Annotated in this window: 24 protein-coding genes; 22 read left to right on the forward strand and 2 right to left on the reverse strand. The window is 68.9% G+C overall.

The window, feature by feature from the left end; translation table 11 throughout:
- Positions 1-95: 95 nt before the first annotated feature.
- Positions 96-1172: an RNA 3'-terminal phosphate cyclase gene (rtcA, locus tag NR792_RS07840; protein ID WP_375759447.1), complete on the forward strand. Its 1077-nt coding sequence runs from the start codon at positions 96-98 to the stop codon at positions 1170-1172.
- Positions 1173-1191: 19 nt separating this feature from the next.
- Here the strand turns inward: rtcA and NR792_RS07845 are convergent, their stop codons facing one another.
- Positions 1192-1545, reverse strand: a complete 354-nt coding sequence (locus NR792_RS07845; RefSeq protein WP_375759448.1) for a hypothetical protein — start codon at positions 1543-1545, stop codon at positions 1192-1194.
- Between the two features lie 79 nt (positions 1546-1624).
- Between NR792_RS07845 and sppA the strand changes: the two genes are divergently transcribed.
- The 6 genes from sppA to NR792_RS07875 all read left to right on the forward strand — a co-directional run bounded on the left by sppA (position 1625) and on the right by NR792_RS07875 (position 6987).
- A complete protein-coding gene (sppA, locus tag NR792_RS07850) occupies positions 1625-3313 on the forward strand; it encodes a signal peptide peptidase SppA (RefSeq protein WP_375759449.1) in 1689 nt (562 codons plus the stop codon).
- A 48-nt stretch (positions 3314-3361) separates the two neighbouring features.
- Complete coding sequence (locus tag NR792_RS07855; RefSeq protein WP_375759450.1) at positions 3362-4105, forward strand: zf-TFIIB domain-containing protein; 744 nt, start codon at positions 3362-3364, stop codon at positions 4103-4105.
- Positions 4106-4188: 83 nt separating this feature from the next.
- Positions 4189-4791, forward strand: coding sequence for a hypothetical protein (locus tag NR792_RS07860; RefSeq protein WP_375759451.1), 603 nt, complete (start codon positions 4189-4191; stop codon positions 4789-4791).
- Positions 4792-4945: 154 nt separating this feature from the next.
- The gene (apbC, locus tag NR792_RS07865) at positions 4946-6028 is read left to right on the forward strand and encodes an iron-sulfur cluster carrier protein ApbC (protein WP_375759452.1); all 1083 of its coding nucleotides are present in this window, start codon (positions 4946-4948) and stop codon (positions 6026-6028) included.
- A gap of 28 nt (positions 6029-6056) precedes the next feature.
- Positions 6057-6569: a hypothetical protein gene (locus NR792_RS07870; protein ID WP_375759453.1), complete on the forward strand. Its 513-nt coding sequence runs from the start codon at positions 6057-6059 to the stop codon at positions 6567-6569.
- A gap of 4 nt (positions 6570-6573) precedes the next feature.
- On the forward strand, positions 6574-6987 hold the full coding sequence (locus NR792_RS07875) for a hypothetical protein (protein ID WP_375759454.1): 414 nt from the start codon (positions 6574-6576) through the stop codon (positions 6985-6987).
- A 21-nt stretch (positions 6988-7008) separates the two neighbouring features.
- Here NR792_RS07875 and NR792_RS07880 read toward each other — a convergent pair whose 3' ends face one another.
- Positions 7009-8091: a GTP pyrophosphokinase family protein gene (locus tag NR792_RS07880; protein WP_375759455.1), complete on the reverse strand. Its 1083-nt coding sequence runs from the start codon at positions 8089-8091 to the stop codon at positions 7009-7011.
- Positions 8092-8186: 95 nt separating this feature from the next.
- Here NR792_RS07880 and NR792_RS07885 point away from each other — a divergent pair, with 95 nt between their 5' ends.
- The 15 genes from NR792_RS07885 (at position 8187) to miaB (ending at position 23189) form a co-directional block, all read left to right on the forward strand.
- Positions 8187-9035 (forward strand): 3-hydroxyacyl-CoA dehydrogenase family protein, encoded by an 849-nt coding sequence (locus NR792_RS07885; protein WP_375759456.1) that lies wholly within the window; start codon positions 8187-8189, stop codon positions 9033-9035.
- Positions 9036-9058: 23 nt separating this feature from the next.
- A complete protein-coding gene (locus NR792_RS07890) occupies positions 9059-9835 on the forward strand; it encodes an enoyl-CoA hydratase-related protein (protein ID WP_375759457.1) in 777 nt (258 codons plus the stop codon).
- Position 9836: 1 nt separating this feature from the next.
- The gene (locus NR792_RS07895) at positions 9837-10451 is read left to right on the forward strand and encodes a hypothetical protein (protein ID WP_375759458.1); all 615 of its coding nucleotides are present in this window, start codon (positions 9837-9839) and stop codon (positions 10449-10451) included.
- 35 nt (positions 10452-10486) lie between these two features.
- Positions 10487-11629 carry an acyl-CoA dehydrogenase gene (locus tag NR792_RS07900; RefSeq protein WP_375759459.1) on the forward strand — a complete coding sequence of 381 codons (1143 nt, stop codon included), beginning with the start codon at positions 10487-10489 and terminating at the stop codon, positions 11627-11629.
- A 10-nt stretch (positions 11630-11639) separates the two neighbouring features.
- Positions 11640-12101 (forward strand): AgmX/PglI C-terminal domain-containing protein, encoded by a 462-nt coding sequence (locus NR792_RS07905; RefSeq protein WP_375759460.1) that lies wholly within the window; start codon positions 11640-11642, stop codon positions 12099-12101.
- A gap of 33 nt (positions 12102-12134) precedes the next feature.
- Positions 12135-13280, forward strand: coding sequence for an acyl-CoA dehydrogenase family protein (locus NR792_RS07910; protein ID WP_375759461.1), 1146 nt, complete (start codon positions 12135-12137; stop codon positions 13278-13280).
- A gap of 272 nt (positions 13281-13552) precedes the next feature.
- Entirely contained in the window at positions 13553-15259 is a 1707-nt protein-coding gene (locus NR792_RS07915; protein WP_014397002.1) for a 30S ribosomal protein S1, read from the forward strand.
- 146 nt (positions 15260-15405) lie between these two features.
- Entirely contained in the window at positions 15406-16587 is a 1182-nt protein-coding gene (locus NR792_RS07920) for a thiolase family protein (protein ID WP_375759462.1), read from the forward strand.
- A 13-nt stretch (positions 16588-16600) separates the two neighbouring features.
- Positions 16601-17302, forward strand: a complete 702-nt coding sequence (locus tag NR792_RS07925) for a CoA transferase subunit A (protein ID WP_375759463.1) — start codon at positions 16601-16603, stop codon at positions 17300-17302.
- Positions 17303-17305: 3 nt separating this feature from the next.
- Positions 17306-17968, forward strand: a complete 663-nt coding sequence (locus tag NR792_RS07930; protein ID WP_375759464.1) for a CoA transferase subunit B — start codon at positions 17306-17308, stop codon at positions 17966-17968.
- Positions 17969-18055: 87 nt separating this feature from the next.
- Positions 18056-18448 (forward strand): TIGR02266 family protein, encoded by a 393-nt coding sequence (locus NR792_RS07935; protein ID WP_375759465.1) that lies wholly within the window; start codon positions 18056-18058, stop codon positions 18446-18448.
- A gap of 39 nt (positions 18449-18487) precedes the next feature.
- A complete protein-coding gene (locus NR792_RS07940) occupies positions 18488-19783 on the forward strand; it encodes a class I SAM-dependent RNA methyltransferase (protein ID WP_375759466.1) in 1296 nt (431 codons plus the stop codon).
- 4 nt (positions 19784-19787) lie between these two features.
- Positions 19788-21185, forward strand: coding sequence for a VWA domain-containing protein (locus NR792_RS07945; protein ID WP_375759467.1), 1398 nt, complete (start codon positions 19788-19790; stop codon positions 21183-21185).
- 29 nt (positions 21186-21214) lie between these two features.
- Positions 21215-21730 carry a hypothetical protein gene (locus tag NR792_RS07950; RefSeq protein ID WP_375759468.1) on the forward strand — a complete coding sequence of 172 codons (516 nt, stop codon included), beginning with the start codon at positions 21215-21217 and terminating at the stop codon, positions 21728-21730.
- Between the two features lie 73 nt (positions 21731-21803).
- Positions 21804-23189: a tRNA (N6-isopentenyl adenosine(37)-C2)-methylthiotransferase MiaB gene (gene miaB, locus NR792_RS07955; protein WP_375759469.1), complete on the forward strand. Its 1386-nt coding sequence runs from the start codon at positions 21804-21806 to the stop codon at positions 23187-23189.
- The last annotated feature ends 23 nt before the right edge of the window (positions 23190-23212 follow it).

A 23212-nucleotide genomic window follows, 5' to 3' on the forward strand; every position in this document is an offset into this window, starting at 1 on the left:
TCCCCCCGCGCGCGGTCTGCTAGGCTGCGCGCCCGCCACCACCGCGGGCGGCCCTTGCCAGGCCGCGCGCCACGCCAGCCCATGACGGGAGGGACATGACCGGTCACGACCGGCCCGACGCCGGGCGGGTGCTGCTCGACGGAAGCCTGGGGGAGGGGGGCGGCCACGTCCTCCGCTCGGCGCTGTCCCTGTCGCTCATCACCGGCCGTCCCTTCCAGCTCACCGGACTGCGCGAGCACCGCGAGCCCGCGGGCCTGCGTCCCCAGCACCTGGCCTACGTGCGCGGCGCGGAGGCGCTGTGCGCCGGCACCAGCGAGGGCGCCGTCGTGGGCGCCACCGCGCTGGGCTTCACCCCCGGACCCGTGCGCGCGGGGGACTACCTGCTGGAGGCCGGCGCGTCCGGCAGCACTCCCCGGCTCTTCCAGTGCCTGGTGTATCCGCTGGCGCTCGCGGGCGGCGGACGGCTCACGCTGCGCGGGGGCACGCACCTGCGGGGCGGGCCCAGCTTCCACGCGCTCGTCGGGGCGTGGCTGCCGGTGGCGCGCGCGTACGGGCTGCCCGTGCAGCTGTCGCTCACCCACGCGGGCTTCCACCCGGAGGGCGCGGGCGAGTTCACCGCGGAGGTGGGCGCCCCGGTGGAGCCGCCCGTGCGCGTGGACCTGCCCGCGCGAGGCGTGCTGCGCGAGGTGCGGGTGATGTCCTTCGTGGGCGGGCTGCCCTTCGCGGTGGCGGAGCGTCAGTCCCGCGCCGCGGTGGCCGCGCTGCGCGAGCGGGGCATCCTGGCGGAGGCCGACAACCGGCCGCTGGCGGTGACGCGCTCGCAGGGCTCCGCGACGTTCGTGCTGGCGCAGTTCGAGCACACCGTGGCGGCCTTCACGTCGCTGGGCGAGCGGGGCGTGGACGCCGAAGGGGTGGGGCGCGAGGCGGCGGAGGCGCTGACGCGCTTCATGGAGACGGGCGGCGCGCTCGACGAACACCTGGCGGAGCAGCTGCTGCTGCCGGCGGCGCTCCTGGCGTCAGGAAGGCTGGGGGCGGTGACGCCGGGCACCACGCGCTTCACCGCCGCTCGCATCACCGGCGAGCTGACGGTCCAGGCGGAGGTGCTGCGGCGCTTCCTGCCGGTGCACATCCAGGTGGAGCCGGGCGGAAGCGTGGAGGTCCGTCCGGCGTGAGGCGAAGGGCGGGGCTTGCCTAGGCCTCGTCCTCGGTCGCGCTGCCGCGGGCGCCGAAGGTGTTGCTGTCCGCCATCTCCTTCACGGTGCCGCGGTAGGCGCGGATGGCGAAGGGCGTGGCGACGAGGAAGACGATGCCCACGAGGCCAATGGCCATCCAGGGGATGGGCGTCTCCTTGATCTGCACGTCCTTGCCGTAGCCGTTGAGGTTGTTGCCCATGGCGCGCGCCTTGGCGGCGTCCTTCTCTGCCTGGGTCAACTCCTTGCGTTCCTGGAACTCCTGGGGCTGCCGGCGCTGGGGCTGCGCCAGGACAGCGCCGCCCCAGACGAGGGCGAGGACGAGAACAAGCCGGGGGAGGGAGGGGGAGGGCATGGGCCTTGAGCCTAACAGAGCCTCCCGGGGCGGGTGAACAGGGGTTGCTTCGCCCGGCGCGGGGCGTTAGGCGCGCGGGATGCTCCGGCTCCCCATCCTCCTGCTGGTGAACCTCCTTCTGGGGGTGCGGTTGCTCCTGGGCCTGCCCTTCCGTCTGATGGCGGCGCGCAAGCGGCCCACGTGGATCCGCTTCCGGCTCGCGGGCAACCTGCCGTACCGCCCGCGCCCCGTGCCGCGCTTCCGCCTGGGCGGCCCCCCGGTGGAGCCCGCCACGGTGACCTCACTGGAAGCGCTGGGCCGCGCACTCAAAGTGCTGGCCGCGGATCCGAAGGTGGAGGGCGTCCTCTTGGAGATGGAAGGCCTGGGCGTCCCGGACGCCCGGCGGGAGGCCCTGCGCGGCCTGCTGTCGGACTTCCAGGCCGCCGGCAAGCGGGTGGTGGCCTGGGCGGTGATGGTGGACACGAACGCCTACCCCGTGCTGGGCGCGGCGGACGAGGTGCTGCTCGCCCCCATGGGCCGGGTGGAGCTGGTGGGCTACGCCGCCGAGGCGACGGCGCTGGGCGAGGCCTTCGGCCGGGTGGGCATCCACGCGCACTTCGCCCGGCGCGGCGACTACAAGACGGCGCCGGAGCTCTTCACGGACGGCAGGGTGTCCGACATCCAGCGACAGACGCTGGAGTCGTTCCTGGATGAACGCTACGCCGCCCTGGTGGAGGCCCTCTCCAGCGACCGGGGCAAGACGCTGGAGGAGGCGCGGGCGCTCGTCGACGCGGGGCCCTACAGCGCGAAGCGGGCGCTGGAGGCGGGGCTGGTGGACGGGCTGGTCCACGAGGCGGACCTGGGCGCGCACCTGGGCCTGGAGGCGAAGAAGGACGAGGAGCCACCGGTGCCCACGTATGCCGCGTACCTGGCGACGCTCGCGTTCCCGCCGGTGAAGTGGCGCCGGCTGCGCCGCAAGCCCCGGCTGGCGGTGGTGGACGTGGAGGGCATCATCATCCCGGGCAGCGGCGGCGCGGGCCGGTTCGCGGCGGCGGACACGGTGGTGAAGGCGCTGCGGCGGGCGGGCAGGGACAAGCGCGCGAAGGCGGTGGTGCTGGCGGTGGCGAGCCCCGGCGGATCCGCGCTCGCGTCCGAGCAGATATTGGAGGCGGTGAAGCGCGTGGCGAAGCAGAAGCCCGTCATCGCGTACGTGGATCAGGTCTGCGCGAGCGGCGGCTACATGGCGGCCATCGGCGCGAAGGAGATCTGGTCCGCGCCCCATGCCGTCGTGGGCTCCATCGGCATCTTCGTGGGCAAGTTCGAGTACGGCGAGCTGCTGGAGAAGCTGGGCATCCACCGCACCACGCTGACGCGGGGCGAGAACGCGGCCTTCTTCTCCTCGTCGCGGGGTTTCACGCCGCACGAGCGCGCCGCGCTGGAGCGCGAGGTGGAGGAGGGCTACCAGTCCTTCCTGGAGCTGGTGGCCCAGGCGCGCGGCCGGACGAAGGAGGAGATCCACCAGCGGGCGGAGGGGCGCGTCTATTCAGGGCTGCGCGCGAAGGACGCGGGGCTGGTGGACCGCATCGGCGGCTTCGAGGAGGTCTGCCGCCACGCGCTGGACGAGGCGCGCGTCCCGTCGGACGACTTCGACATCGTCCGCTACGGCGGCCCACGCGCGAAGCTGTCGCTGCTCAAGCTGCTGATGGGCGCGGCGCACCCGGCCACGTATGCCTTCTGCACCGCGGCCTGGAGCCTCCAGCGCTCCGGTTCGTCCACGCGCATCGAGTAGGCGCCGCTCCCTTTTCTCCAGACGGAGCGGCGCCTTAGCATGCGCCGCATGGCCCGCTCCTGTCCCGTCTGCCCCAGTCAGCCCATGAACGTCGTCCAGGCCTCCGACGTGGAGGTGGACGTCTGTCCTCGCTGCAACGGCATGTACTTCGACCGGGGGGAGCTGGAGCGCTTCCCGGACCGGCCTTCGCTCAAGCCGCTGGTGAACGCGGCGAAGCAGGCCGCGTCGCGCTGCCGCAAGGGCGGGCACCTGATTCCGCGCGCCATGGCCCGCTGTGCCACCTGCGACGGCGAGCCCGTGGGCTGTCCCGGCTGCGGCGCGCGGCTGGCGCTGGTCAACGCGCGCGTCTGCAACGTGGACCTGTGCACGCACTGCGGCGGCACCTGGCTGGACGCGGGCAAGTTCGAGGCCCTGGAGAACGCCACCGTGACGCCTCCCAAGGCCGCGCCCGTGTCCAAGGGCTGGGAGGTCGCCCCCGCGACGGATGGGGGCGCGGATCCGTGGAAGGCGCCGGGCGCCACGGCCCCGCTGCCGCCGTCGGACTCACCCACGGGCGGCCTGGGCGTGCGCTCCCCCCTGGCCTGCGTCCAGTGCGGCATCCAGGTCTCCGTGGTCCATGCCCATGCGTTCAACGGCGACCTCTACTGCGGCGAGCACCGTCCGAAGGGCGCCGTGTCGGGTGACAGCCTGCCCAAGAGCCGCGACCCGAGCACCCTGCCCAACTTCGACGCGTCGGACGGCATCGACCTGGCGGACCTGGTGATCGGGCTGTTCCGCCTGCTGCGCCGCTGACACACCGCCCGCTCGCCTGGAGCCCGGCGCACCGCGGGGAGATTGCCCGCCCCGGGGCCGGGGTCTACCCTGCCGCGCCAGTGATGACCCGCCTCGCACCCCTGAGCCTCCTGTTGTTGGGCACCGCCTGCGCCACCGCGTCGCGCGAACCGGCCTCGGTGGCGGAGGCGTACGCCAAGGCGCTGGAGGAGAACCGGCTGTCGGACGCCTACCGCCTGACGACCGGCGGCCCGGAGGGCGAGGGGGCCTTCCTGGAGGACTACTCCGACGAGGCCGCCCGGAAGGAGCGCGCTGCCGCCGTCCGCACGGGCGCGGGCGTGCTGGAGGCCCGGGCCCCGTCCGTCACGCTGGCCCGCCAGGGCGAGGACTGGCGCGTGGTGGAGTCCCGCCCCGCGGACGTGCCCCGGGCCGCGCTGAAGAAGTTCCTGGACGAGGTGGAGTCCCGCGACTGGAAGGGCGCCTGGGGCCTGCTCGCCTCGCCGCTGAGGGCCCGCTACACGCCGGAGCGCCTGCGTGACGACTTCGACCGCGAGCCCCTGGCGAAGGAGCGCCTGCGCCGCGCCCGGCTGGCCCTCAACACCCACGTGCGCGTGGCGGCGGGCGAGGCCCTCTTCCCCCTGGGCGGCGAGCGCGCGGTCCGGCTGGTGCTGGAAGACGGCGAGTACCGCGTGGCGGCCATCGAATGACGGCCAGAAGCCGCGCGCGCTCCGGGCAGGGCGGAAGGCCGGGCGGCCTCTGGAGATGTGCGTTAAACGACGTTGACAGCCCCCGGAGTGCTGGCAATCTCCGCCCCCCTTCAAGCGTGCAAACGCCTGTTTTCAAAAGGTTTCAGGTGTCCCGATGAGCGTGTCCCAGGCCGATGTGATGACGGCCATGTCGAAGGTGATCGACCCCGAGTTGCACGTCGACCTGGTGAAGGCCGGGATGGTGAAGGACGTGCGCGTCACCGGTGACACGGTGAAGCTGAAGATCGAACTGACCACGCCCGCGTGTCCCATGAAGGGGAAGATCCAGGCGGACGCGGAGGCCGCGCTCAAGGCGGTGCCGGGCCTGAAGTCCTTCGACATCGAGTGGGGCGCCCAGGTGCGCGGCGTCGCGGGCGGCTCCGGTGGGGCCCTGCTGCCGGGCGTGAAGAACATCCTGCTCGTGGGCGCCGGCAAGGGCGGCGTGGGCAAGAGCACGGTGGCGGTGAACCTGGCCACGTCGCTCGCGCAGCACGGCGCCAAGGTGGGCCTGCTGGACGCGGACTTCTACGGCCCCTCCGTGCCGCTGATGACGGGCACCGCGGACAAGCGCCCGGTGAGCCCCAACGGCAAGACGCTGGATCCGCTGGTTGCCCACGGCCTGAAGATCATGTCCATCGGCTTCCTGGTGGAGGCGGATCAGGCGCTCATCTGGCGCGGCCCCATGCTCCACGGCGCCCTCATGCAGCTGGTGCGCGACGTGAACTGGGGGGAGCTGGACTACCTCATCCTGGACCTGCCCCCGGGCACGGGCGACGTGGCGCTGACGCTGTCGCAGTCCGTGCGGGCCGCGGGCGCGGTGCTGGTGACGACGCCCCAGGACGTGGCGCTGGCGGACGTGGTGCGCGCCAAGCAGATGTTCGACAAGGTGCACATCCCCGTGCTGGGCATCGTGGAGAACATGAGCCAGTTCATCTGCCCGCACTGCTCCAAGAGCACGCCCATCTTCAACCACGGCGGCGGGCACAAGGCGGCGGAGATGTTCGGCATCCCATTCCTGGGGGAGATCCCGCTCGACCTCAAGGTGCGCGAGGCGGGAGACTCCGGCGTGCCGGTGGTGGTGGGGCACAAGGACAGCCCGGAGGCGAAGGCCTTCCAGGACGTCGCCCGTGCCGTGGCGGGGCGCGTGTCCACGCAGTCCATGAAGAGCGTGCCCCTGCCGGTGATGCAGGCCCGGTAGGGCTCAACTGAAGTGAAGGAGACCCCGCATGGCCCCGGCCGGCAACGACGACCTCCCGCCTGATCCGCTGTTCGACGACGACTCGGAGCAGCAGTCCGGGCGGGAGAGCCGCTCGGGCGGCTTCGTGCCGGACTTCGTGCGGCGCATGGCGGTGGCCGGCATGGGCGCGGTCTTCATGGGCGAGGAGGGCATCCGTGCCCTCGCCGGCCAGCTGAAGCTCCCCAAGGAGGCGCTGGGCTTCATCCTCTCCCAGGCGGAGAAGACGAAGGACGACATCAGCCGCGTCGTCACGGAGGAGCTGCGCCGCTTCATGCAGTCGGAGAAGCTGCGCGACGAGTTCCTCAAGCTGCTCTCCGGCATGACGGTGGAGGTCAAGGCGCAGATCCGCCTGGTGCCGTCGGAGAAGTCGGAAGAAGCGCCCGCGCCGGAGCCGCACAGCACCAAGGCCAGCAAGAAGGCCGCGGAGGCGCCCACCGCGCGCGTGGTCATCACCGACGTGAACGCGCGCCGGCCGGCCTCCAAGCGCTCGAAGCGGGAGTAGGGACGTGGCGGAGGAAGCACCGCGTCGCGGCTGGCGCACCCATCCCCTGATCAAGCGGCTGGCGCTCATCGCCATCGTGGCGGTGGGGCTGTGGCTGTGGAAGGCCACGGACCTGCCGGAGCGGCAGATCATCTTCCAGCTCACCGGAGACGGCTGGAGCAGCGCGCGCGCCCTGGATCTCCAGGTGCTGGACGACGAGGAGCACATCCTCAAGCGCGAGGAGCGCTTCTTCGCGAACGGCCCGCCCCCGGAGGTGACGTTCAAGATGCGCCTGCCGGAGGGCACCTTCCGCGCGCTCCTGTTCGTGAAGGTGGAGGGGCGCGAACCGCGCGTGCGCGTGGAGGAGCGGCTCACGGTGGGCGAAGGTGAGGCCATCGTCCGCCAGTTGCGACTGCCCAAACCTGCGTCCAGGCCTTGACGTTACGCCGATTGCTACGCGCTACGACGCAGGTTTGCTCAATCCAAGAAAACGACTGATTCGCAAAAGATGTGTCTCGCGGGAACGCGCATGGATCTCCATGTCTTCCAGCTTCTTCTTAACTTCATCCATGCTGCCAATCCGGCTAATCCTAAGTAGCGAGACGATCAAGAGCGAAATGCCTTCATGAAAGTGTGTACCTTCGAGCTGTCCAGTCGCAAATTTGATGATGTCATTGCGATTGGAAACGTACTCCTTTTCTAGTTGGTCCATGTTCATGAGGCCTGAGCCCTGAATGTATGTGGCCCAGATACCAAAAACTTCGCCAGCATCGTGCGGCGGAACTGGATACAAGTTCGCGCCCAACTTATTGGCAATTTCCTTTTCCGCATTTCGAAGTTCCAGACTTCTCTCTGCAAATTGCTGCAGTGTGATTGCGTCAATGCCTACCTTCTGCGGGGCAGTCTGAACCTCAATTTTCGATTTTTGCTCATACGCCGACATCTCAGACTTAATTCGCGAGAACTCAGTGTCCGCAGACTCCAGCAGGGCCGCCAATATGAAGAAGCGCCTCTGAATCGGCTCTGGGACACCCCCATGTCGCTTGTATCCCAGGTCGTGTTGTATTTCAGCCCAGGTGTGTTGCAGAATCGATCGAATCTGGATTTCGCACGTAAGCCCTTGGAAAGAAGAATACTCAGGGAAATGCAGCCGAGTATTCGAGAGCCTGCAAACCCGATGAAGAGAGCTGTATCCGAATGAGTTCACGGCCATCGACCTGCGCTTGTCGATGGACTGGGGTTGAACGTCGAACTCTCTGTCAATTAGCTCTGCGATGCGGTCAACATCCTCAGCGAAGTGAGTGATGATTCTTATTCCGACTAGATCAGTAATATCCTCGAGCTTGCTGTAGTCCTTGCCGGGTCTGGCTATTTTCTCTCGAAGGCTTTCTTTGGTTTTAACTCGGAAGCCGATCGAGTGGACACCAATCGGGCTGGCCTCGATTATTTCGGCGATTAGGGAGTTCGTCTTCTTTGCAAACCGCTCGTAAAGACGTTGTCCCAAAACAAAAGCTGCCAACATCTCTTCGTGGGACTGAACCATCGATGGCGACCTTTCTCCATCACGCGTCATCTCATGCTTGACGGGGCAGATGGCCCTGCTTATGCCCGCATTTCGCAGGGAAAGGATAGGCTCAATTGGCCATTGAACACATCGTCGTCGTCGGGGCAGGGCAGATGGGCGCGGGCATCGCGCAGGTGGCGCTCCAGGCGGGCCTCCGCGTGTCGCTGGTGGACGTCAACAAGGACGGACTCGCCAAGGGCGCGGACCGCATCAAGGCCGGCCTGAAGAAGCTGGTGGAGAAGGGCAAGCTGGACGCGGCGAAGCAGCAGGCCGCCGAAGCGAACCTCGCCACCTTCACGAGCGCCCGTGAAGCCAAGGACGTGGACGTCGCCATCGAGGCCGTCACGGAGAACGAGGACCTCAAGCGCCGCATCTTCCTGGAGCTGGACGAAGTGGTGCGCCCCGGCGGCATCCTCGCCACCAACACGTCCTCCATCCCCATCACCCGCATCGCCGCGGCCACGAAGCGCCCCGAAGCCGTCATCGGGATGCACTTCATGAACCCGGTGCCGGTGATGCAGCTCGTGGAGCTGATCCGCGGCGCGGCCACCAGCGATGAGACCTACGCCACCATCCGCGCGATGGCCGAGCGCATGGGCAAGACGACGGTGGTGTCCAAGGACTACCCGGGCTTCATCGTCAACCGCATCCTCATCCCCATGCTCAACGAGGCCTGCTTCGCGCTGATGGAAGGCCTGGGCACCGCGGAGGACATCGACACCGCGATGAAGCTGGGCACCAACCAGCCCATGGGCCCGCTGCAGCTGGCGGACTTCATCGGCCTGGACACGGTGCTCTACATCGCCGAGGTGCTGCACAAGGGCCTGGGTGACTCCAAGTACCGCCCGTGCCCGCTGCTGCGTCAGTACGTGGACGCCGGCTGGTACGGCAAGAAGAGCGGCCGCGGCTTCTACAAGTACTAGCCCCCTCCGGAGACACCACGCACATGGACTACCAGAACATCAAGTTCGAGAAGGACGGCGCCATCGCCATCCTCACCGTGGACAGGCCCAAGGCGCTCAACGCGCTCAACAGCGCCACGTTCCACGAGATGGACCACGCGCTGCGCTCGCTGAAGGACGACACGCGCGCGCTCATCGTCACCGGCGGCGGGGACAAGTCCTTCGTCGCGGGCGCGGACATCGCGGAGATGTCCACCATCAGCGCCTCGCAGGCCCGGGAGTTCTCCGCGCTGGGGCACCACGTCTTCGCGTCCCTGGAGAACCTGCCCATCCCCACCATCGCGGCCGTGAACGGCTTCGCGCTGGGCGGTGGCCTGGAGCTGGCCCTGGGCTGCGACCTCATCTACGCGTCGGAGAAGGCCAAGCTGGGCGTGCCGGAAGTCACCCTGGGCGTCATCCCCGGCTTCGGCGGCACGCAGCGCCTCACGCGCCTCCTGGGCCGCGCCCGCGCCAAGGAGCTGCTCTTCACCGCGGACCGCATCGACGCGGCGAAGGCGAAGGAGATCGGCCTGGTGCTGGAGGTGCTGCCCGCGGACAAGCTGATGGAGCACTGCAAGGCGGTGGCCGCCAAGATTCTGAAGAACGGCCCGCTCGCGGTGGCCCAGGCCAAGCGCGTGGTGGAGTACGGCGCGGATCAGGACCTGCGCGCCGCCAACGAGCTGGAGCGCCAGGGCTTCGCGGTCCTCTTCGGTTCGGAGGACCAGCGCGAGGGCATGGCCGCGTTCCTGGCCAAGCGTCCGGCCAACTTCCAGGGCAAGTGACGTGAAGCACGCGGTCGCGGCCGGGAGCCTGCTGTGCTTCCTGGCCGCGCCGCCGGCCCGGGCCGAGGAGCGTGAGCCCCGCGCCCCGGCCCTGGTGTCCTGGAAGCGCACGCTGTGTCTCTACACGCTGTGCTTCCTGGAGCCCGCCATCCCGGACCTGCGCCGCGAGTGGGGCGACGGCGCCCACTGGGTGCTCTCCTGGCCCATCCACCCGTGGGCCACGCCGCCCCTGGACGTACCCGGCGTATTGGGCCCCACGCTCATCCTGTCGCCCTTCGTGGAGCCCCAGCTGCGGCTGCGGCCGTCCACCTTCCGGCTGCTCGCCGGGGCCCGCGCGTATGCGTTCCCGGATGCGTACCGCTTCGGCGTGCTGGCCGAGGGTGCGGGCGTGTGGGGCGGGGACGGGAAGGGCGGGGTGGCCGGCGTGGGGCTCACCTACGACCTGATTGAACGGCACCGGGACACCCAACCCTGGACGGTGTCGGTGGTGGTGCGCAGGGCGTGGACGGACGCGGGGGCTCGCACGGACGTGTCCTTCGACGTGACGGTGCCGCTCGCGATGTTCTTTGGGACCCGGATTCCTCCTCCCGGGGACGGGGGGACGTCTTCGGAGTAGCCCCGGGGCGGACCCCGTACTATGGGAGGTCCACCATGAACTTCGAGCTGACCGACATCCAGCGCGAGATCCAGCGGCTGTGCCGCGAGTTCGCCGCCAAGGAGCTCATCCCCAACGCCCGCAAGTGGGACGAACAGCACGCGTGGCCCACGGACGCGGTGAAGAAGCTGGCGGAGCTGTCGCTCCTGGGCATCGCGGTGCCGGAGGAGTGGGGCGGCGCGGGCCTGGACAACGTCTGCTACGCCATCGCCATGGAGGAGATTTCGCGCGGCTGCGCCTCCACCGGCGTCATCATGAGCGTGAACAACTCGCTCTACTGCGACCCGGTGTCCAAGTTCGGCACCCCCGAGCAGAAGGAGCAGTTCCTCAAGCCCTTCGCCAGCGGCCAGAAGATCGGCTGCTTCGGCCTGACGGAGCCGGAGGCCGGCAGCGACGCCGCCGCCCAGAAGACCATCGCCGTGAAGCGCGGCGACGAGTACATCATCAACGGCTCCAAGAACTGGATCACCAACGGCCCCAAGGCCGACGCCATCGTCCTCATCACGATGACGAACAAGGAAGCGGGCAACAAGGGCATCACCGCGTTCCTGGTCCCCACCGACACGCCGGGATTCACCCGCGCGGAGCCCGACAAGAAGATGGGCATCAGCGCCGCCTGGTCCTGCTCCATGTTCTTCGAGGACATGCGCGTGCCGGAGAAGTACCGCCTGGGCAAGGAGGGCGAGGGCTTCAAGGTCGCCATGTCCACCCTGGACGGCGGCCGCATCGGCATCGCGTCCCAGGCGCTGGGCATCGCGCGCGCGGCCTTCGAGGAGGCGGTGCGCTACTCCGGTGAGCGCAAGACGTTCGGCAAGCCCATCCGCGACCACCAGGCCATCCAGTTCATGATCGCCGACATGGCCATGGAGATCGACGCGGCCCGCCTGCTCGTGTGGCGCGCGGCGCTGATGAAGGACAAGGGCATGCGCCACAGCCCGGAGAGCGCCATGGCCAAGCTCTACGCCAGCGAGATGGCCAGCCGCGTGGCCAACAAGGCCCTGCAGATCCACGGCGGCATGGGCTACAGCAAGGAGATGGACGCCGAGCGCCACGTGCGCGACGCGCGCATCACCGAAATCTACGAGGGGACGAGCGAGATCCAGCGCATCGTCATCTCCGCCAACCTGCTCAAGGAGTAGTCACCCGGCCATGAAGCGCGCGCTCCTCCCCGTGCTGTTCCTGTCCCTGGGCCTTGGCGCCCCGCTGGCGCTCGCCCAGGGCACGTCGAAGAAGAAGGCCCCGGCCCAGACGGCCCCCGCCACGACGCCCGCGCCCAAGAAGGACGACGGGCTGGACGTGAGCAAGCTGCCCTTCACCCCGGACTCCATCCGCCAGGTGATGGCCCACCACATGCCTCGCATCCAGGAGTGCTACGAGGACACCATGGTGGAGAAGGACAAGAAGGTGGAGGGCAAGCTGCTCACCACCTTCACCATCACCGCCGAGGGCACCGTGCGCAGCGCCAAGGTGGACAAGTACGGCAGCACGCTGAAGGACGCGGGCCTCAACGACTGCGTGGTGGCGGTGCTGTCGTCCATGGACTTCCCCAAGCCCCCGGACGGCCGCGACCACCCCATCGAGTACCCGTTCAACCTCAAGGCCATCGAGTAGGGCTGCCCAGCCCCCAACAGGACGCCCGCGCCCGTGAACTTCGACCTCACCGAGACCCAGACGCTCATCCGCGACACCGCGCGCAAGTTCGCCCGCGAGCGCGTGGCCCCGCACGCCCGCGCCGCGGACCGCGAGGAGCGCTTCGACCCGGAAGTCTTCAAGGCCCTGGCCGAGGTGGGCCTGCTGGGCGTGAACCTGCCGGGGAAGTACGGCGGCGCGGAAGCGGGCGTCGTGTCCTACGCGCTGGCCATGATGGAGATGGCCGCCGCGGACGCCTCCGTGGCCGTGGCCATGGCCGTCACCAACATGTGCGGGGAGCTCATCCACGCGGCCGGCAACGACGCGCAGCGGGAGAAGTACGTCCCGCGCATCACGTCGGGTGAGGCCATCGTCGGCGCGTTCGCGCTGAGCGAGCCGCACGCGGGCTCCGACCCCGGCGCCATGCGCACCACCGCCGTGAAGCGCGGCGACGTGTACGTGCTCAACGGCAGCAAGCAGTGGATCACCTCCGGCGCCTACGCGGGCGTCATCGTCGTCTGGGCCCGCACGGGCCAGGCCGGCAACAAGGGCCTGTCCTGCTTCATCGTGGAGGGCGGCGCCAAGGGCCTCCACGTGGGCAAGCACGAGGACAAGATGGGCCTGCGCGCGTCCAACACCGTGGGGCTCACCTTCGAGGACTGCGAAGTGCCGGCGGCCAACCTCCTGGGCAAGGAGGGCGACGGGTTCCGCCTGGCCATGATGGCGCTGGACGGCGGGCGCATCGGCATCGCGGCGCAGGCGTGCGGCACCGGCCGCGCGGCGCTGGAGGCGGCCGTCGCCTACACCAAGGACCGCAAGGCCTTTGGGCAGGCCGTGGCGGACCTGCAGGCCCCGCGCTTCATGATGGCGGACATGCGCACACAGCTGGACGCGGCGGAGCTGCTCACCCTGCGCGCCGCCGCCCTCAAGGAGGCCGGCCAGCCGTTCACCCGCGAGGCCTCCATGGCGAAGCTGTTCGCCAGCGAGATGAGCAACAAGGTCGCGGACAAGGCCGTGCAGCTGCACGGCGGCTACGGCTACATCGACGAGTTCCCCGTCGAGCGTTACTTCCGGGACGCCCGCGTGCAGACCATCTACGAGGGCACCAGCGAGGTGCAGCGGATGGTCATCGCCCGGGAGACATTCCGGCGCGAAGGGTAGCGCTCCGCCTGTCCCACACGGGGCGAGCGGGCAGGGGGCGGCGGCAGGGTAGGACAGATGCGGACCCGGCTGGCCGTTCATAGAACACGGATCACCACCCTGGTGCCGCGCTGCTCTTGACTCCCGGAAACTCCGGTGTCTAGGGTGCGCGGCTTCCAACCAGCCTTGCGTCCCTGTTCGAGGGACAATCGCGGTTTCCCGTCGCTCCCCGCAGGCGGCCGCGCACCCATCTCAACAGGGGGCAGTTGTACCGTTCCAAGGACTTCCACTTCATGCAGCAGAACGTGAACCAGCAGATCGACGGCGGTGACGAAGACTTCGCGGCGATGTTCGAGGCCTCGCTCAAGGAGCGTGGCGGCGACGGAATCCTGAAGGAAGGCGAGATCGTCAAGGGCACGGTCGTGCAGGTGACGAAGGATTTCGCGATCGTGGACATCGGCTACAAGTCCGAGGGTCAGGTCCCGATCTCCGAGTTCACCAATCCCCGCGGGGAAGTCACCGTCAAGTCCGGTGACCCCGTCGAGGTCCTCCTGGAGAGCCGCGAGAACGACACCGGCATGGTCGTCCTCTCCAAGGAGAAGGCCGACAAGATGCGCATCTGGGACGAGATCTCCGCCGCGTGCGAGCGTGATGAGATCGTCAAGGGCACCATCGTCGGACGCGTGAAGGGCGGCCTCTCCGTCGACATCGGCGTGAAGGCGTTCCTCCCCGGCTCCCAGGTCGACATCCGCCCTGTGCGCAACCTTGACCAGTACATCTCGAAGGAATTCGAGTTCAAGGTCATCAAGTTCAACAAGAAGCGCGGCAACATCGTCCTCTCTCGCCGCGTGCTGCTGGAGAAGCAGCGCGAGGAGATGAAGAAGGAGACCCTCAAGAACCTCAAGGAGGGTGCGGTCCTCAAGGGCGTGGTCAAGAATCTCACGGACTACGGCGCCTTCATCGACCTCGGCGGCATCGACGGCCTGCTCCACATCACCGACATGTCCTGGGGCCGCATCGGTCACCCCAGCGAGATGTTCAACGTCGGTGACGAAGTGCGCGTCGTCGTCCTCAAGTTCGACCCCGCGCAGGAGCGCGTCAGCCTGGGCCTCAAGCAGATCCAGGAGGACCCGTGGCACCGCGCCGACGAGAAGTACCCCGTCGGGACCCGCGTCGCCGGCAAGGTCGTGTCCATCACGGACTACGGCGCGTTCATCGAGATCGAGCAGGGCGTGGAGGGCCTGGTGCACGTGTCCGAGATGTCCTGGACCAAGCGCCTCAAGCACCCGTCCAAGATCCTGGAGGTCGGCCAGACGGTGGAGGCCGTCGTCCTCGACATCGATCCGAAGGCCAAGCGCATCGCGCTGGGCATGAAGCAGATCGAGCAGAACCCCTGGACGCTGCTCGAGGACAAGTACCCGATCGGCTCCGTCATCAAGGGCCAGATCCGCAACGTCACCGACTTCGGCGTGTTCGTCGGCGTCGAGGAGGGCGTGGACGGCCTGGTGCACGTGTCCGACATCTCCTGGACCCAGCGCATCAAGCACCCGGGCGAGATGTTCAAGAAGGGCGACGAGGTCGAGGCGGTGGTCCTCAACATCGACGTCGAGAACGAGCGCTTCAGCCTGGGCATCAAGCAGCTCCAGCCGGACCCCTGGGAGACCCTCTCCGAGCGCCTGCCGGTGGGCAGCCGCGTGAAGGGCAAGGTCACCAAGGTCACCGACTTCGGCGCGTTCGTGGAGATCGAGCCGGGCATCGAGGGCCTCGTCCACGTCTCCGAGCTGAAGGAAGAGCGCGTGGAGAACCCCCGCGACGTGGTGCAGGAGGGCCAGGAGGTCGAGGTCAAGCTCATCGACATCAACACCCCGGACCGCAAGGTCGCCCTGTCCATCAAGGCGCTCATCGGCGAGGGCGAGGACTACCGCGAGTACCTGCGCAAGCAGGCCGAAGGGTCCAAGGCCCGCCTGGGCGACGTCATGGCCTCCAAGCTGAAGAAGTAATCAGCCCAACGTCTTGACGTGAATAGCGGCCGGGTTCCCAAGCGGGAGCCCGGCCGTTTCCATTTGATTCGCCCGAAACCGCCCGTGATAAGTCGCATCCAATCTTTCCCTGCGGTTCCCGGTTCCCCTCTCAAGGAGACAGTTCCATGGCTCGTGAAGTCGTCATCGTGGGCGCGGCCCGTACCCCCATCGGCTCCTTCCAGGGAGCGCTGTCCAAGCTCACCGCCCCCCAGCTGGGCGCCATCGCCATCAAGGCGGCGCTGGAGCGCGCGGGCGTGAAGCCGGAGGCCGTGCAGGAGGTCATCATGGGCAACGTCCTCCAGGCCGGCGTGGGCCAGGCGCCTGCCCGTCAGGCCGCCATCTTCGCGGGCATCCCGGAGTCCGTGCCGGCCGTCACCCTCAACAAGGTCTGTGGCTCCGGCCTCAAGACGGTCATCGCCGCGGCGCAGTCCATCGCCCTGGGTGACGCGGACGTCGTCGTCGCGGGTGGCATGGAGTCCATGTCCAACGCGCCCTACATCAGCCACACCATGCGCGGCGGCTCGCGCATGGGGAACGTGGAGTTCAAGGACGCGATGATCCACGACGGCCTCTGGGACGTGTACGACAACGTCCACATGGGCATCTGCGCGGAGGCCTGTGCCACCACGCAGGACATCAGCCGCGCGCAGCAGGACGAGTTCGCGCTGGAGTCCACGCGCCGCGCCATCCAGGCCCAGAAGGAAGGCCTGTTCGCCGCGGAGATCGTCCCCGTGCAGATCCCGGGCAAGAAGCCGGATGAGTTCACCACCGTCTCCGAGGACGAGGGCCCCAAGAACGCCAAGCCGGACAAGATCCCGGGCCTCAAGCCGGTGTTCAAGAAGGACGGCACGGTGACGGCCGCCAACGCGTCCTCCATCAACGACGGCGCCGCGGCCGTGGTGCTGATGAGCGAGGAGCGGGCGAAGGCGGAAGGCCGCACCATCCTGGGCCGCATCAAGGGCTACGCGCAGGCCGCCCGCAAGCCGGTGGAGTTCACCATCGCGCCGGCGGACGCCATCAACGCGCTGCTCAAGAAGCAGAACATCACCGCCAAGGACGTGGACCTCTGGGAGATCAACGAGGCCTTCTCCGTGGTGTCCATCGCCAACAACCGCATCCTCGGCCTGGAGCCCTCCAAGGTGAACGTGCGCGGCGGCGCGGTGGTGCTGGGCCACCCGATTGGCGCGTCCGGCACGCGCGTGCTCGTCACGCTGCTCCAGACGATGAAGGACCAGGACAAGAAGCGCGGCGTGGCGTCGCTCTGCATTGGCGGCGGCGAAGGCATCGCGCTGATGGTCGAGCGCTAAGGACACCGCCCGCATGAACAAGGTCTACGCGAGCGCGGATGAGGCGGTCGCCGACATCCCGGACAACATCACCCTCATGAGTGGTGGGTTCGGGCTGTGCGGCAACCCCGAGAACCTCATCACGGCCCTGCACAAGAAGAACGTGCGGGGCCTCACCATCATCTCCAACAACTGCGGCACCACGGAGCTGGGGCTGGGCATCCTCCTGCAGAACAAGCAGGTGAAGAAGATGGTCGCCAGCTACGTGGGGGAGAACAAGGAGTTCGAGCGGCAGTTCCTCTCCGGTGAGCTGGAGGTGGAGCTCAACCCGCAGGGCACGCTCGCCGAGCGCATCCGCGCTGGCGGCTGCGGCATCGGCGGGTTCTTCACGCCGACGGGCGCGGGCACCCAGGTGGCGGAGGGCAAGGAGTCGCGCATGATCGACGGGCGGCTCCACGTCCTGGAGACGCCGCTGAAGGCCGACTTCGCCATCGTCCACGCGTGGAAGGCGGACACCTGGGGCAACCTGGTGTTCCACAAGACGGCCCGGAACTTCTCTCCCATGATGTGCATGGCCGCCAAGGTCACCATCGTGGAGGCGGAGCACATCGTGCAGCCGGGAGAGCTGGACCCGGATCAGGTGCACATCCCGAGCATCTTCGTGCACCGCATCGTGCAGGCGCAGAACCTCCAGAAGTGGATCGAGCGGCGGACCGTCCGCAAGAAGGCGTCCTGAGCCATGCCCCTGACTCGTGAACAGATCGCGCAGCGCATCGCCCAGGAGCTCAAGGACGGCTTCTACGTCAACCTGGGCATCGGCATCCCCACGCTCGTCCCCAACTACATCCCGCCCGGGGTGGAGGTGGTGCTCCAGTCGGAGAACGGCCTGCTCGGCATCGGGCCGTATCCGGAGGAGGGGAGCGAGGACCCGGACCTCATCAACGCGGGCAAGGAGACGGTGACGGTGATGAAGGGCTCCGCCTTCTTCGACTCCGCGCTGTCCTTCGGGATGATCCGCGGCGGCCACATCGACCTGGCCGTGCTGGGCGCCATGGAGGTCAGCGAAGAGGGTGACCTGGCCAACTGGATGATCCCCGGCAAGATGGTGAAGGGCATGGGCGGCGCCATGGACCTGGCCGTGGGTGCCAAGCGCATCTACGTGGCCATGGAGCACGCCAACAAGGACGGGCAGCCCAAGATTTTGAAGAAGTGCTCGCTGCCGCTGACCGGCCTCAAGTGCGTGCACCACATCGTCACGGACCACGCGTTCATCGACGTGACGCCGGAGGGCCTGGTCCTCCGGGAGCTGGCGCCCGGACTGACGGTGGAACGGGTGCAGCAGCTCACCGAGCCGAAGCTGAAGATCGCGCCCGACCTGCGCGAGATGAAGTTTCCCGCCTGACGTAGGGTGCTAGGGTGCGCTTCCGTCTCCCCGCCAATTCTTGGAGGCGGACGGAAGCCACCTTCCCCGCGGGGAACGGAGCACCTCATGGCCGACACTTCGGAGAAGCCCGTCCCCGCGCCCCGCGCGCACCGCATCGACCACGAGCTGCCCGTGGCGTACCGCACGGTGGCGGGCTTCGTGACGGACTGGGCGGTGAACCTGTCGCGCGGCGGGCTCTACATCAACACGCAGCAGCCGCTGCCGGTGGGCACGGTGGTGCGCCTGCTGGTGTCGCTGCCGGGGGCCAGCTTCCCGGTGGACCTGTCGGGGAAGGTGACCCGCACCAACGCCCAGGGGACACCGGGCTCCGAGGTGCCGGGGATGGCGGTGGAGTTCCTGGACGTTGACGACGAGAAGCGGTCGCGCATCGAAGCGTTCGTGGAGCGCCTGCGGGAAGCCCTGCCGGCGGACGAGCGTGGCAGTGCGACCCGGAAGTAGGGCGGCCCCACCCAGGCGGCCCCCACGAGTGCGCCTGCGATGACGACGCTGCCCGAAGCCCCCATTGAACTGACGATTGAACGGCTGGGACAGCTCGGGGAGGGCGTGGCCCAGTGGGAGGGGCGCACCGTCTTCGTTCCCGGCGCGTTCCCCGGCGACACCGTGCGCGTCCACCTGGAGGCCCAGGGGAAGGTGCTGCGCGGCCAGCTGCGGCAGGTGCTGACGGACGGGGCGGAGCGCGTGGCGTCGCGCTGCGTGTACTCCGACGCGTGCGGCGGCTGCGACTGGCTGGAGCTGGCGGTGCCGGCGCAGCGGTCGGCGAAGCAGGAGATCGTCCTCTCCACCCTGGAGCACCTGGGCCACCTGAAGCGAACGGCCTTCACCGTGCGGCCGCTGATGGTGGCGCCTCGCGACTGGGGCTACCGCCGCCGCGCGGTGCTGCACGGGGCGGGGAAGGGGGCGCTCGGCTACTTCGGCCGGCGCACCCATGAGCGCATCCCCATCGACGTCTGCCCCGCGCTCACGCCGGTGCTCTCCGCGCTGCCCGGGAAGCTGGCCCCGCTGCTCAAGCCGCTGGCCAAGGACACCGAGGAGGTGCTGCTGCTCGCCGAGGGCGACAAGGCTGCGTTCGCGGTGAACCTGGGCGGCCCGGTGACGGCGCGGCACCTGGAGGCGGCGGAGGCCGCGGTGCGGGCGCTGCGGCTGGAGGGCGCGGTGCTGGTGCCGAAGGAGGGCTCTGCGCGGCTCATTGGCCGGCCGGTGCTACGCTCGCTGTCTCCGCTGCGCCCCGAGGTGCCGGTGTACCTGCGGCCGGATGCGTTCGCCCAGGCGCACGCGGAGGCCAACGTGGGGCTCGTCACCGCGGCCCTGTACGAGCTGGGCGCGAAGGAGACGGACTCCGTGCTGGAGCTGTACTCCGGCAACGGCAACTTCACCTTCCCGCTGGCCGGCACGGCCGGGTCGGTGCTGGGCGTGGAGTCGTCCCCGGTGGGCGTGGAGCTGGCGCAGCGGAGTGCTCGCGAGGGCAGCGTGGCCAACGTGCGCTTCGTCCAGGGCGACGCGCGCAAGGTGTGCGACGGGCTGGTGGCGGAGGGCCGTTCGTTCGACCTGTGCCTCGCGGATCCGCCTCGGGCGGGGGCGCCGGGGCTGGCGAAGTGGATGCGCGCGCTGAACGTGCGCCGGGTCGTGTACGTGGCGTGCGACCCGGCCTCGCTGGCGCGTGACGCGGCGGGGCTGGTGGAGGCCGGTTACAAGCCCGTGGCGCTCCAGGTGGTGGACATGTTCCCGCAGACGCACCACGTGGAAGCGGTGATGTCCTTCGAACGGGAGGCCTGACGCCATGGACGCGCGCATCGTCGAGTTCGCGGAGGTGCTTCGCCAGAACGGCGTCCGCGTCAGCACGTCCGAGGTGCAGGACGCCCTGCGAGCCACCGCCGAGGTGGGCGTCACGGACCGCGCGCTGTTCCGCTCCGTCCTGCGCACCACGCTGGTGAAGCGCGAGCTGGACGTGGAGACCTTCCGCCGCGCGTTCGACTTCTTCTTCTCCGGCGCGGCCCGCACGTTCGAGGCCATCGACAAGTCGCTGGCGAAGCAGCTGGAGGAAGAGGGCTATCTCGAAGGCGACCTCTTGAAGATGGTCATCTACCAGATGAACCTGCTGGCTCCGGAGATGTCCCCGCTGGCCCAGGCCATCCTCGCGGGCGACCGCGCGCGGCTGGCGCAGATCTTCCGCCAGGCGTCGCTCCAGCTGGACCTGGGACAGCTGGAGAGCCCGCTGCAGACGGGGTTCTTCACGCGGCGGATGCTCGCGGGTGCGGGCATGGAGCGCGCGCGCTCTGACTTGAAGTCGCTGGAGGACGAGCTGAAGGCTCGCGGGCTCCATGCGGAAGGGGTGGAGATCGTCTCGCGCCACGTGGCCGCGGCGATGCGCAAGATTGAAGACGCCGCTCGCGCGGAGGTGAAGCGCCAGTCCGAGGCTCGCATCCGCCGCCGCACGGACACCGTCACGGAGAAGCCGCTGCACCTGCTCACGCAGGCGGAGGTGGACCAGATGGAGGCCGCCGTCCGCACGCTGGCGGAGAAGCTCAAGAGCCGGATGATCCGCAAGCAGCGCTCGCACCGGCGCGGGTCGCTCAACGTGCAGCGCACGCTGCGCCGGAACATGCCGTGGGACGGTGTGCCCATGGTGCCCATGTTCCGCACCCGCCGGCCGGAGCGCCCGGAGCTGGTGGTGCTCTGCGACGTGTCCGACTCCGTGCGCAACGCGTCCCGGATGATGCTGCTGTTCATGCACACGCTGCAGTCGCTGTTCGTGCGCGTGCGCTCGTTCGTCTTCGTGTCCGACGTGGGTGAAGTCACCCAGTTCTTCAAGGACCTGGACGTGAGCGAGGCCATTGACGCGGCGACCGCCGGGCGCACCGTGTCCATGAGCGCGAACTCCAACTACGGCCGTGCGCTGGCGGACTTCACGCGCGACCACCTGGGCAGCATCACGCGCCGCACCACCGTGATGATCATTGGCGACGGCCGCAACAACTACAACGCGAGCAACGCCTGGGCCCTGAAGGACCTGAAGCGCAAGGCCAAGCGCGTGCTGTGGATCTGCCCCGAGGACCGGGGCAACTGGGGCATCGGCGACAGCGAGATGCTCACCTACGAGAAGCACTGCACCCAGGCCGTCGTCGTCACCTCCGTGTCGGACCTGGCCCGCATCGCGGAACAGCTCGTCCCCGTCTGAAAACCCTTTCGCACCCGAGGAGCGCCCCCATGGCCCCGTCCTTCTTCGACGACTACCAGGACGTCCCCAACGTGGAGACCGGTCCGGACTTCGACGCCGCCGACGACCGCACGCTGCGCATGGCGTCCCGCCCGGTGGACAAGGCGCTGCTCGACCAGCTGGTCCGCTACCAGGAGACCTTCCTGGCGCACGTGGAGGCGGACGCAAGCCCGGAGGCCATGGCCGGCGCGGCGAAGGCGGCGCTGGAGACGAGCGGCCTGGACGTGAAGGCGGCGGAGTGGGGGAGCGCCGTCCTCCGGGCCTTTGGCGGCCGGCGGTGGACCGTGCAGCGGCTGCGCTCGAAGCTGACGGAGCTGGAGTCCCGCTCCGGGCCGGAGGTGGACGAGGTGAAGAAGCGCGTCCAGGACGAGCTGGTGAAGCAGGAGCGGGAGACGGACGCCCTGGGCCGCCGGTACGGGGTGGAGACGGTGGCCCTGCTCCGGGAGCGCGAGCCGGAGCTGCTGGCCCTGCACACCCGGCTCACGAAGGTGCTCAGCCGGGGATGACCCCGCGTGTCCGCCCGGTTGCATTCCGCGTCCGGGCGTTCCATAACGGCCCGTTTTCCTTCAAGGCCCACCCATGAAGCGCTACTTCATCCACACCTTCGGCTGCCAGATGAACGTCAACGACTCGCTCCGCATGAGCGAGGCGTTGTCGAAGATGTCCTACGTCCCCACGCCCGAGGCGGACAACGCGGACCTCATCATCCTCAACACCTGCTCCATCCGGGAGAAGGCCGAGGACAAGATGCTGTCCGCGCTGGGGCGCTACCGCGCCGTGAAGGCCAGCCGCGGCGCCATCCTGGGCGTGGGCGGCTGCGTGGCCCAGCAGGAGAAGGACAAGCTGCTGAAGAAGGTCCCGTACCTGGACTTCGTCTTCGGCCCGGACAACATCGCGAAGCTGCCGGAGGTCATCGCCCGCGTGCAGGACGCCCGCGAGCGCGTGGTGGAGACGGCCTTCGTGGACTCCGAGGAGTACGTCTTCCCGCGCGCCGACGCGGAGACGTCCCGCGGCAAGGTGTCCGAGTTCGTCACGGTGATGAAGGGCTGCGACAACGTCTGCTCGTTCTGCATCGTCCCGCACACCCGTGGCCGTGAAGTCAGCCGCAACTTCCCGGAGGTCCTCAACGAGGTGGCGGACCTGGCGGGCGTGGGCGTGCGCGAAGTCACGCTCATCGGCCAGAACGTCAACTCGTACCAGGGCGGCATCAGCTTCGCGCAGCTGCTGCTGCGCACCGCGGAGGTGCCGGGCATCGAGCGCGTGCGCTTCACGACGAGCCACCCGCACGACCTGTCGGACGAGCTCATCGAAGCCTTCCGCGTGCAGCCGAAGATCGCCCCGCACTTCCACCTGCCGGTGCAGTGCGGCAGCGACCGCATCCTGAAGATGATGCGCCGCGACTACACCGTCGAGCAGTACATGGAGCGGCTGGAGAAGCTGCGCGCCGCGCGGCCCGGCATCGCCATCACCACGGACATCATCGTGGGCTTCCCCGGTGAGACCGAGGAAGAGTTCGAGATGACGATGCAGCTCACCGAGCGGGTGAAGTACGACAACCAGTTCTCCTTCGTGTACAGCCCGCGCCCCAAGACGGGCGCCGCGCTGCGCGAGAAGGACTGGGGCCCCATCCCGCACGAGGTGAAGGTGGCCCGGCTGGAGCGGCTGCAGAAGCTGCAGCGGCGCATCAGCGGCGAGTACACCCAGGCGCAGGTGGGGCTGGACGTGGAGGTGCTCGTCGAGGGCCGCTCGCGCTACGACGCCACCAAGCGCTTCGGCCGCACGCCGGAGAACCGCACCGTGAACTTCGAGGGCGACGCTCCGGCGGGCTCCATCGTGAAGGTGCACGTGGAGCGCGCCACGCCCAACCAGCTCGCGGGCAAGCAGGTGGCGATGCTCCAGGCGCCCACCGTGACGCCGCCGCCGGTGGAGCTGCCCGTGCCGCTGCATGTGCCGGCGGAGGCCTGACACTTTCCGCCGCTGTCCCGCCG

The sequence above is a fragment of the Corallococcus exercitus genome (assembly GCF_042231735.1).
GTDB classification, from domain to species: Bacteria; Myxococcota; Myxococcia; order Myxococcales; family Myxococcaceae; genus Corallococcus; species Corallococcus exercitus_B.

Excerpts from the sequence above, each read along its gene's own strand:
- NR792_RS07925 (WP_375759463.1), top strand. The coding sequence starts at position 16,601 with ATGAACAAGGTCTACGCGAGCGCGGATGAGGCGGTCGCCGACATCCCG.
- NR792_RS07915 (WP_014397002.1), top strand. The coding sequence starts at position 13,553 with ATGCAGCAGAACGTGAACCAGCAGATCGACGGCGGTGACGAAGACTTC.
- NR792_RS07880 (WP_375759455.1), bottom strand. The coding sequence starts at position 8,091 with ATGGTTCAGTCCCACGAAGAGATGTTGGCAGCTTTTGTTTTGGGACAA.
- NR792_RS07860 (WP_375759451.1), top strand. The coding sequence starts at position 4,189 with ATGACCCGCCTCGCACCCCTGAGCCTCCTGTTGTTGGGCACCGCCTGC.
- rtcA (WP_375759447.1), top strand. The coding sequence starts at position 96 with ATGACCGGTCACGACCGGCCCGACGCCGGGCGGGTGCTGCTCGACGGA.
- NR792_RS07945 (WP_375759467.1), top strand. The coding sequence starts at position 19,788 with ATGGACGCGCGCATCGTCGAGTTCGCGGAGGTGCTTCGCCAGAACGGC.
- apbC (WP_375759452.1), top strand. The coding sequence starts at position 4,946 with ATGAGCGTGTCCCAGGCCGATGTGATGACGGCCATGTCGAAGGTGATC.
- sppA (WP_375759449.1), top strand. The coding sequence starts at position 1,625 with ATGCTCCGGCTCCCCATCCTCCTGCTGGTGAACCTCCTTCTGGGGGTG.
- miaB (WP_375759469.1), top strand. The coding sequence starts at position 21,804 with ATGAAGCGCTACTTCATCCACACCTTCGGCTGCCAGATGAACGTCAAC.
- NR792_RS07940 (WP_375759466.1), top strand. The coding sequence starts at position 18,488 with ATGACGACGCTGCCCGAAGCCCCCATTGAACTGACGATTGAACGGCTG.
- NR792_RS07905 (WP_375759460.1), top strand. The coding sequence starts at position 11,640 with ATGAAGCGCGCGCTCCTCCCCGTGCTGTTCCTGTCCCTGGGCCTTGGC.
- NR792_RS07950 (WP_375759468.1), top strand. The coding sequence starts at position 21,215 with ATGGCCCCGTCCTTCTTCGACGACTACCAGGACGTCCCCAACGTGGAG.
- NR792_RS07890 (WP_375759457.1), top strand. The coding sequence starts at position 9,059 with ATGGACTACCAGAACATCAAGTTCGAGAAGGACGGCGCCATCGCCATC.
- NR792_RS07930 (WP_375759464.1), top strand. The coding sequence starts at position 17,306 with ATGCCCCTGACTCGTGAACAGATCGCGCAGCGCATCGCCCAGGAGCTC.
- NR792_RS07900 (WP_375759459.1), top strand. The coding sequence starts at position 10,487 with ATGAACTTCGAGCTGACCGACATCCAGCGCGAGATCCAGCGGCTGTGC.
- NR792_RS07935 (WP_375759465.1), top strand. The coding sequence starts at position 18,056 with ATGGCCGACACTTCGGAGAAGCCCGTCCCCGCGCCCCGCGCGCACCGC.
- NR792_RS07920 (WP_375759462.1), top strand. The coding sequence starts at position 15,406 with ATGGCTCGTGAAGTCGTCATCGTGGGCGCGGCCCGTACCCCCATCGGC.
- NR792_RS07855 (WP_375759450.1), top strand. The coding sequence starts at position 3,362 with ATGGCCCGCTCCTGTCCCGTCTGCCCCAGTCAGCCCATGAACGTCGTC.
- NR792_RS07870 (WP_375759453.1), top strand. The coding sequence starts at position 6,057 with ATGGCCCCGGCCGGCAACGACGACCTCCCGCCTGATCCGCTGTTCGAC.
- NR792_RS07845 (WP_375759448.1), bottom strand. The coding sequence starts at position 1,545 with ATGCCCTCCCCCTCCCTCCCCCGGCTTGTTCTCGTCCTCGCCCTCGTC.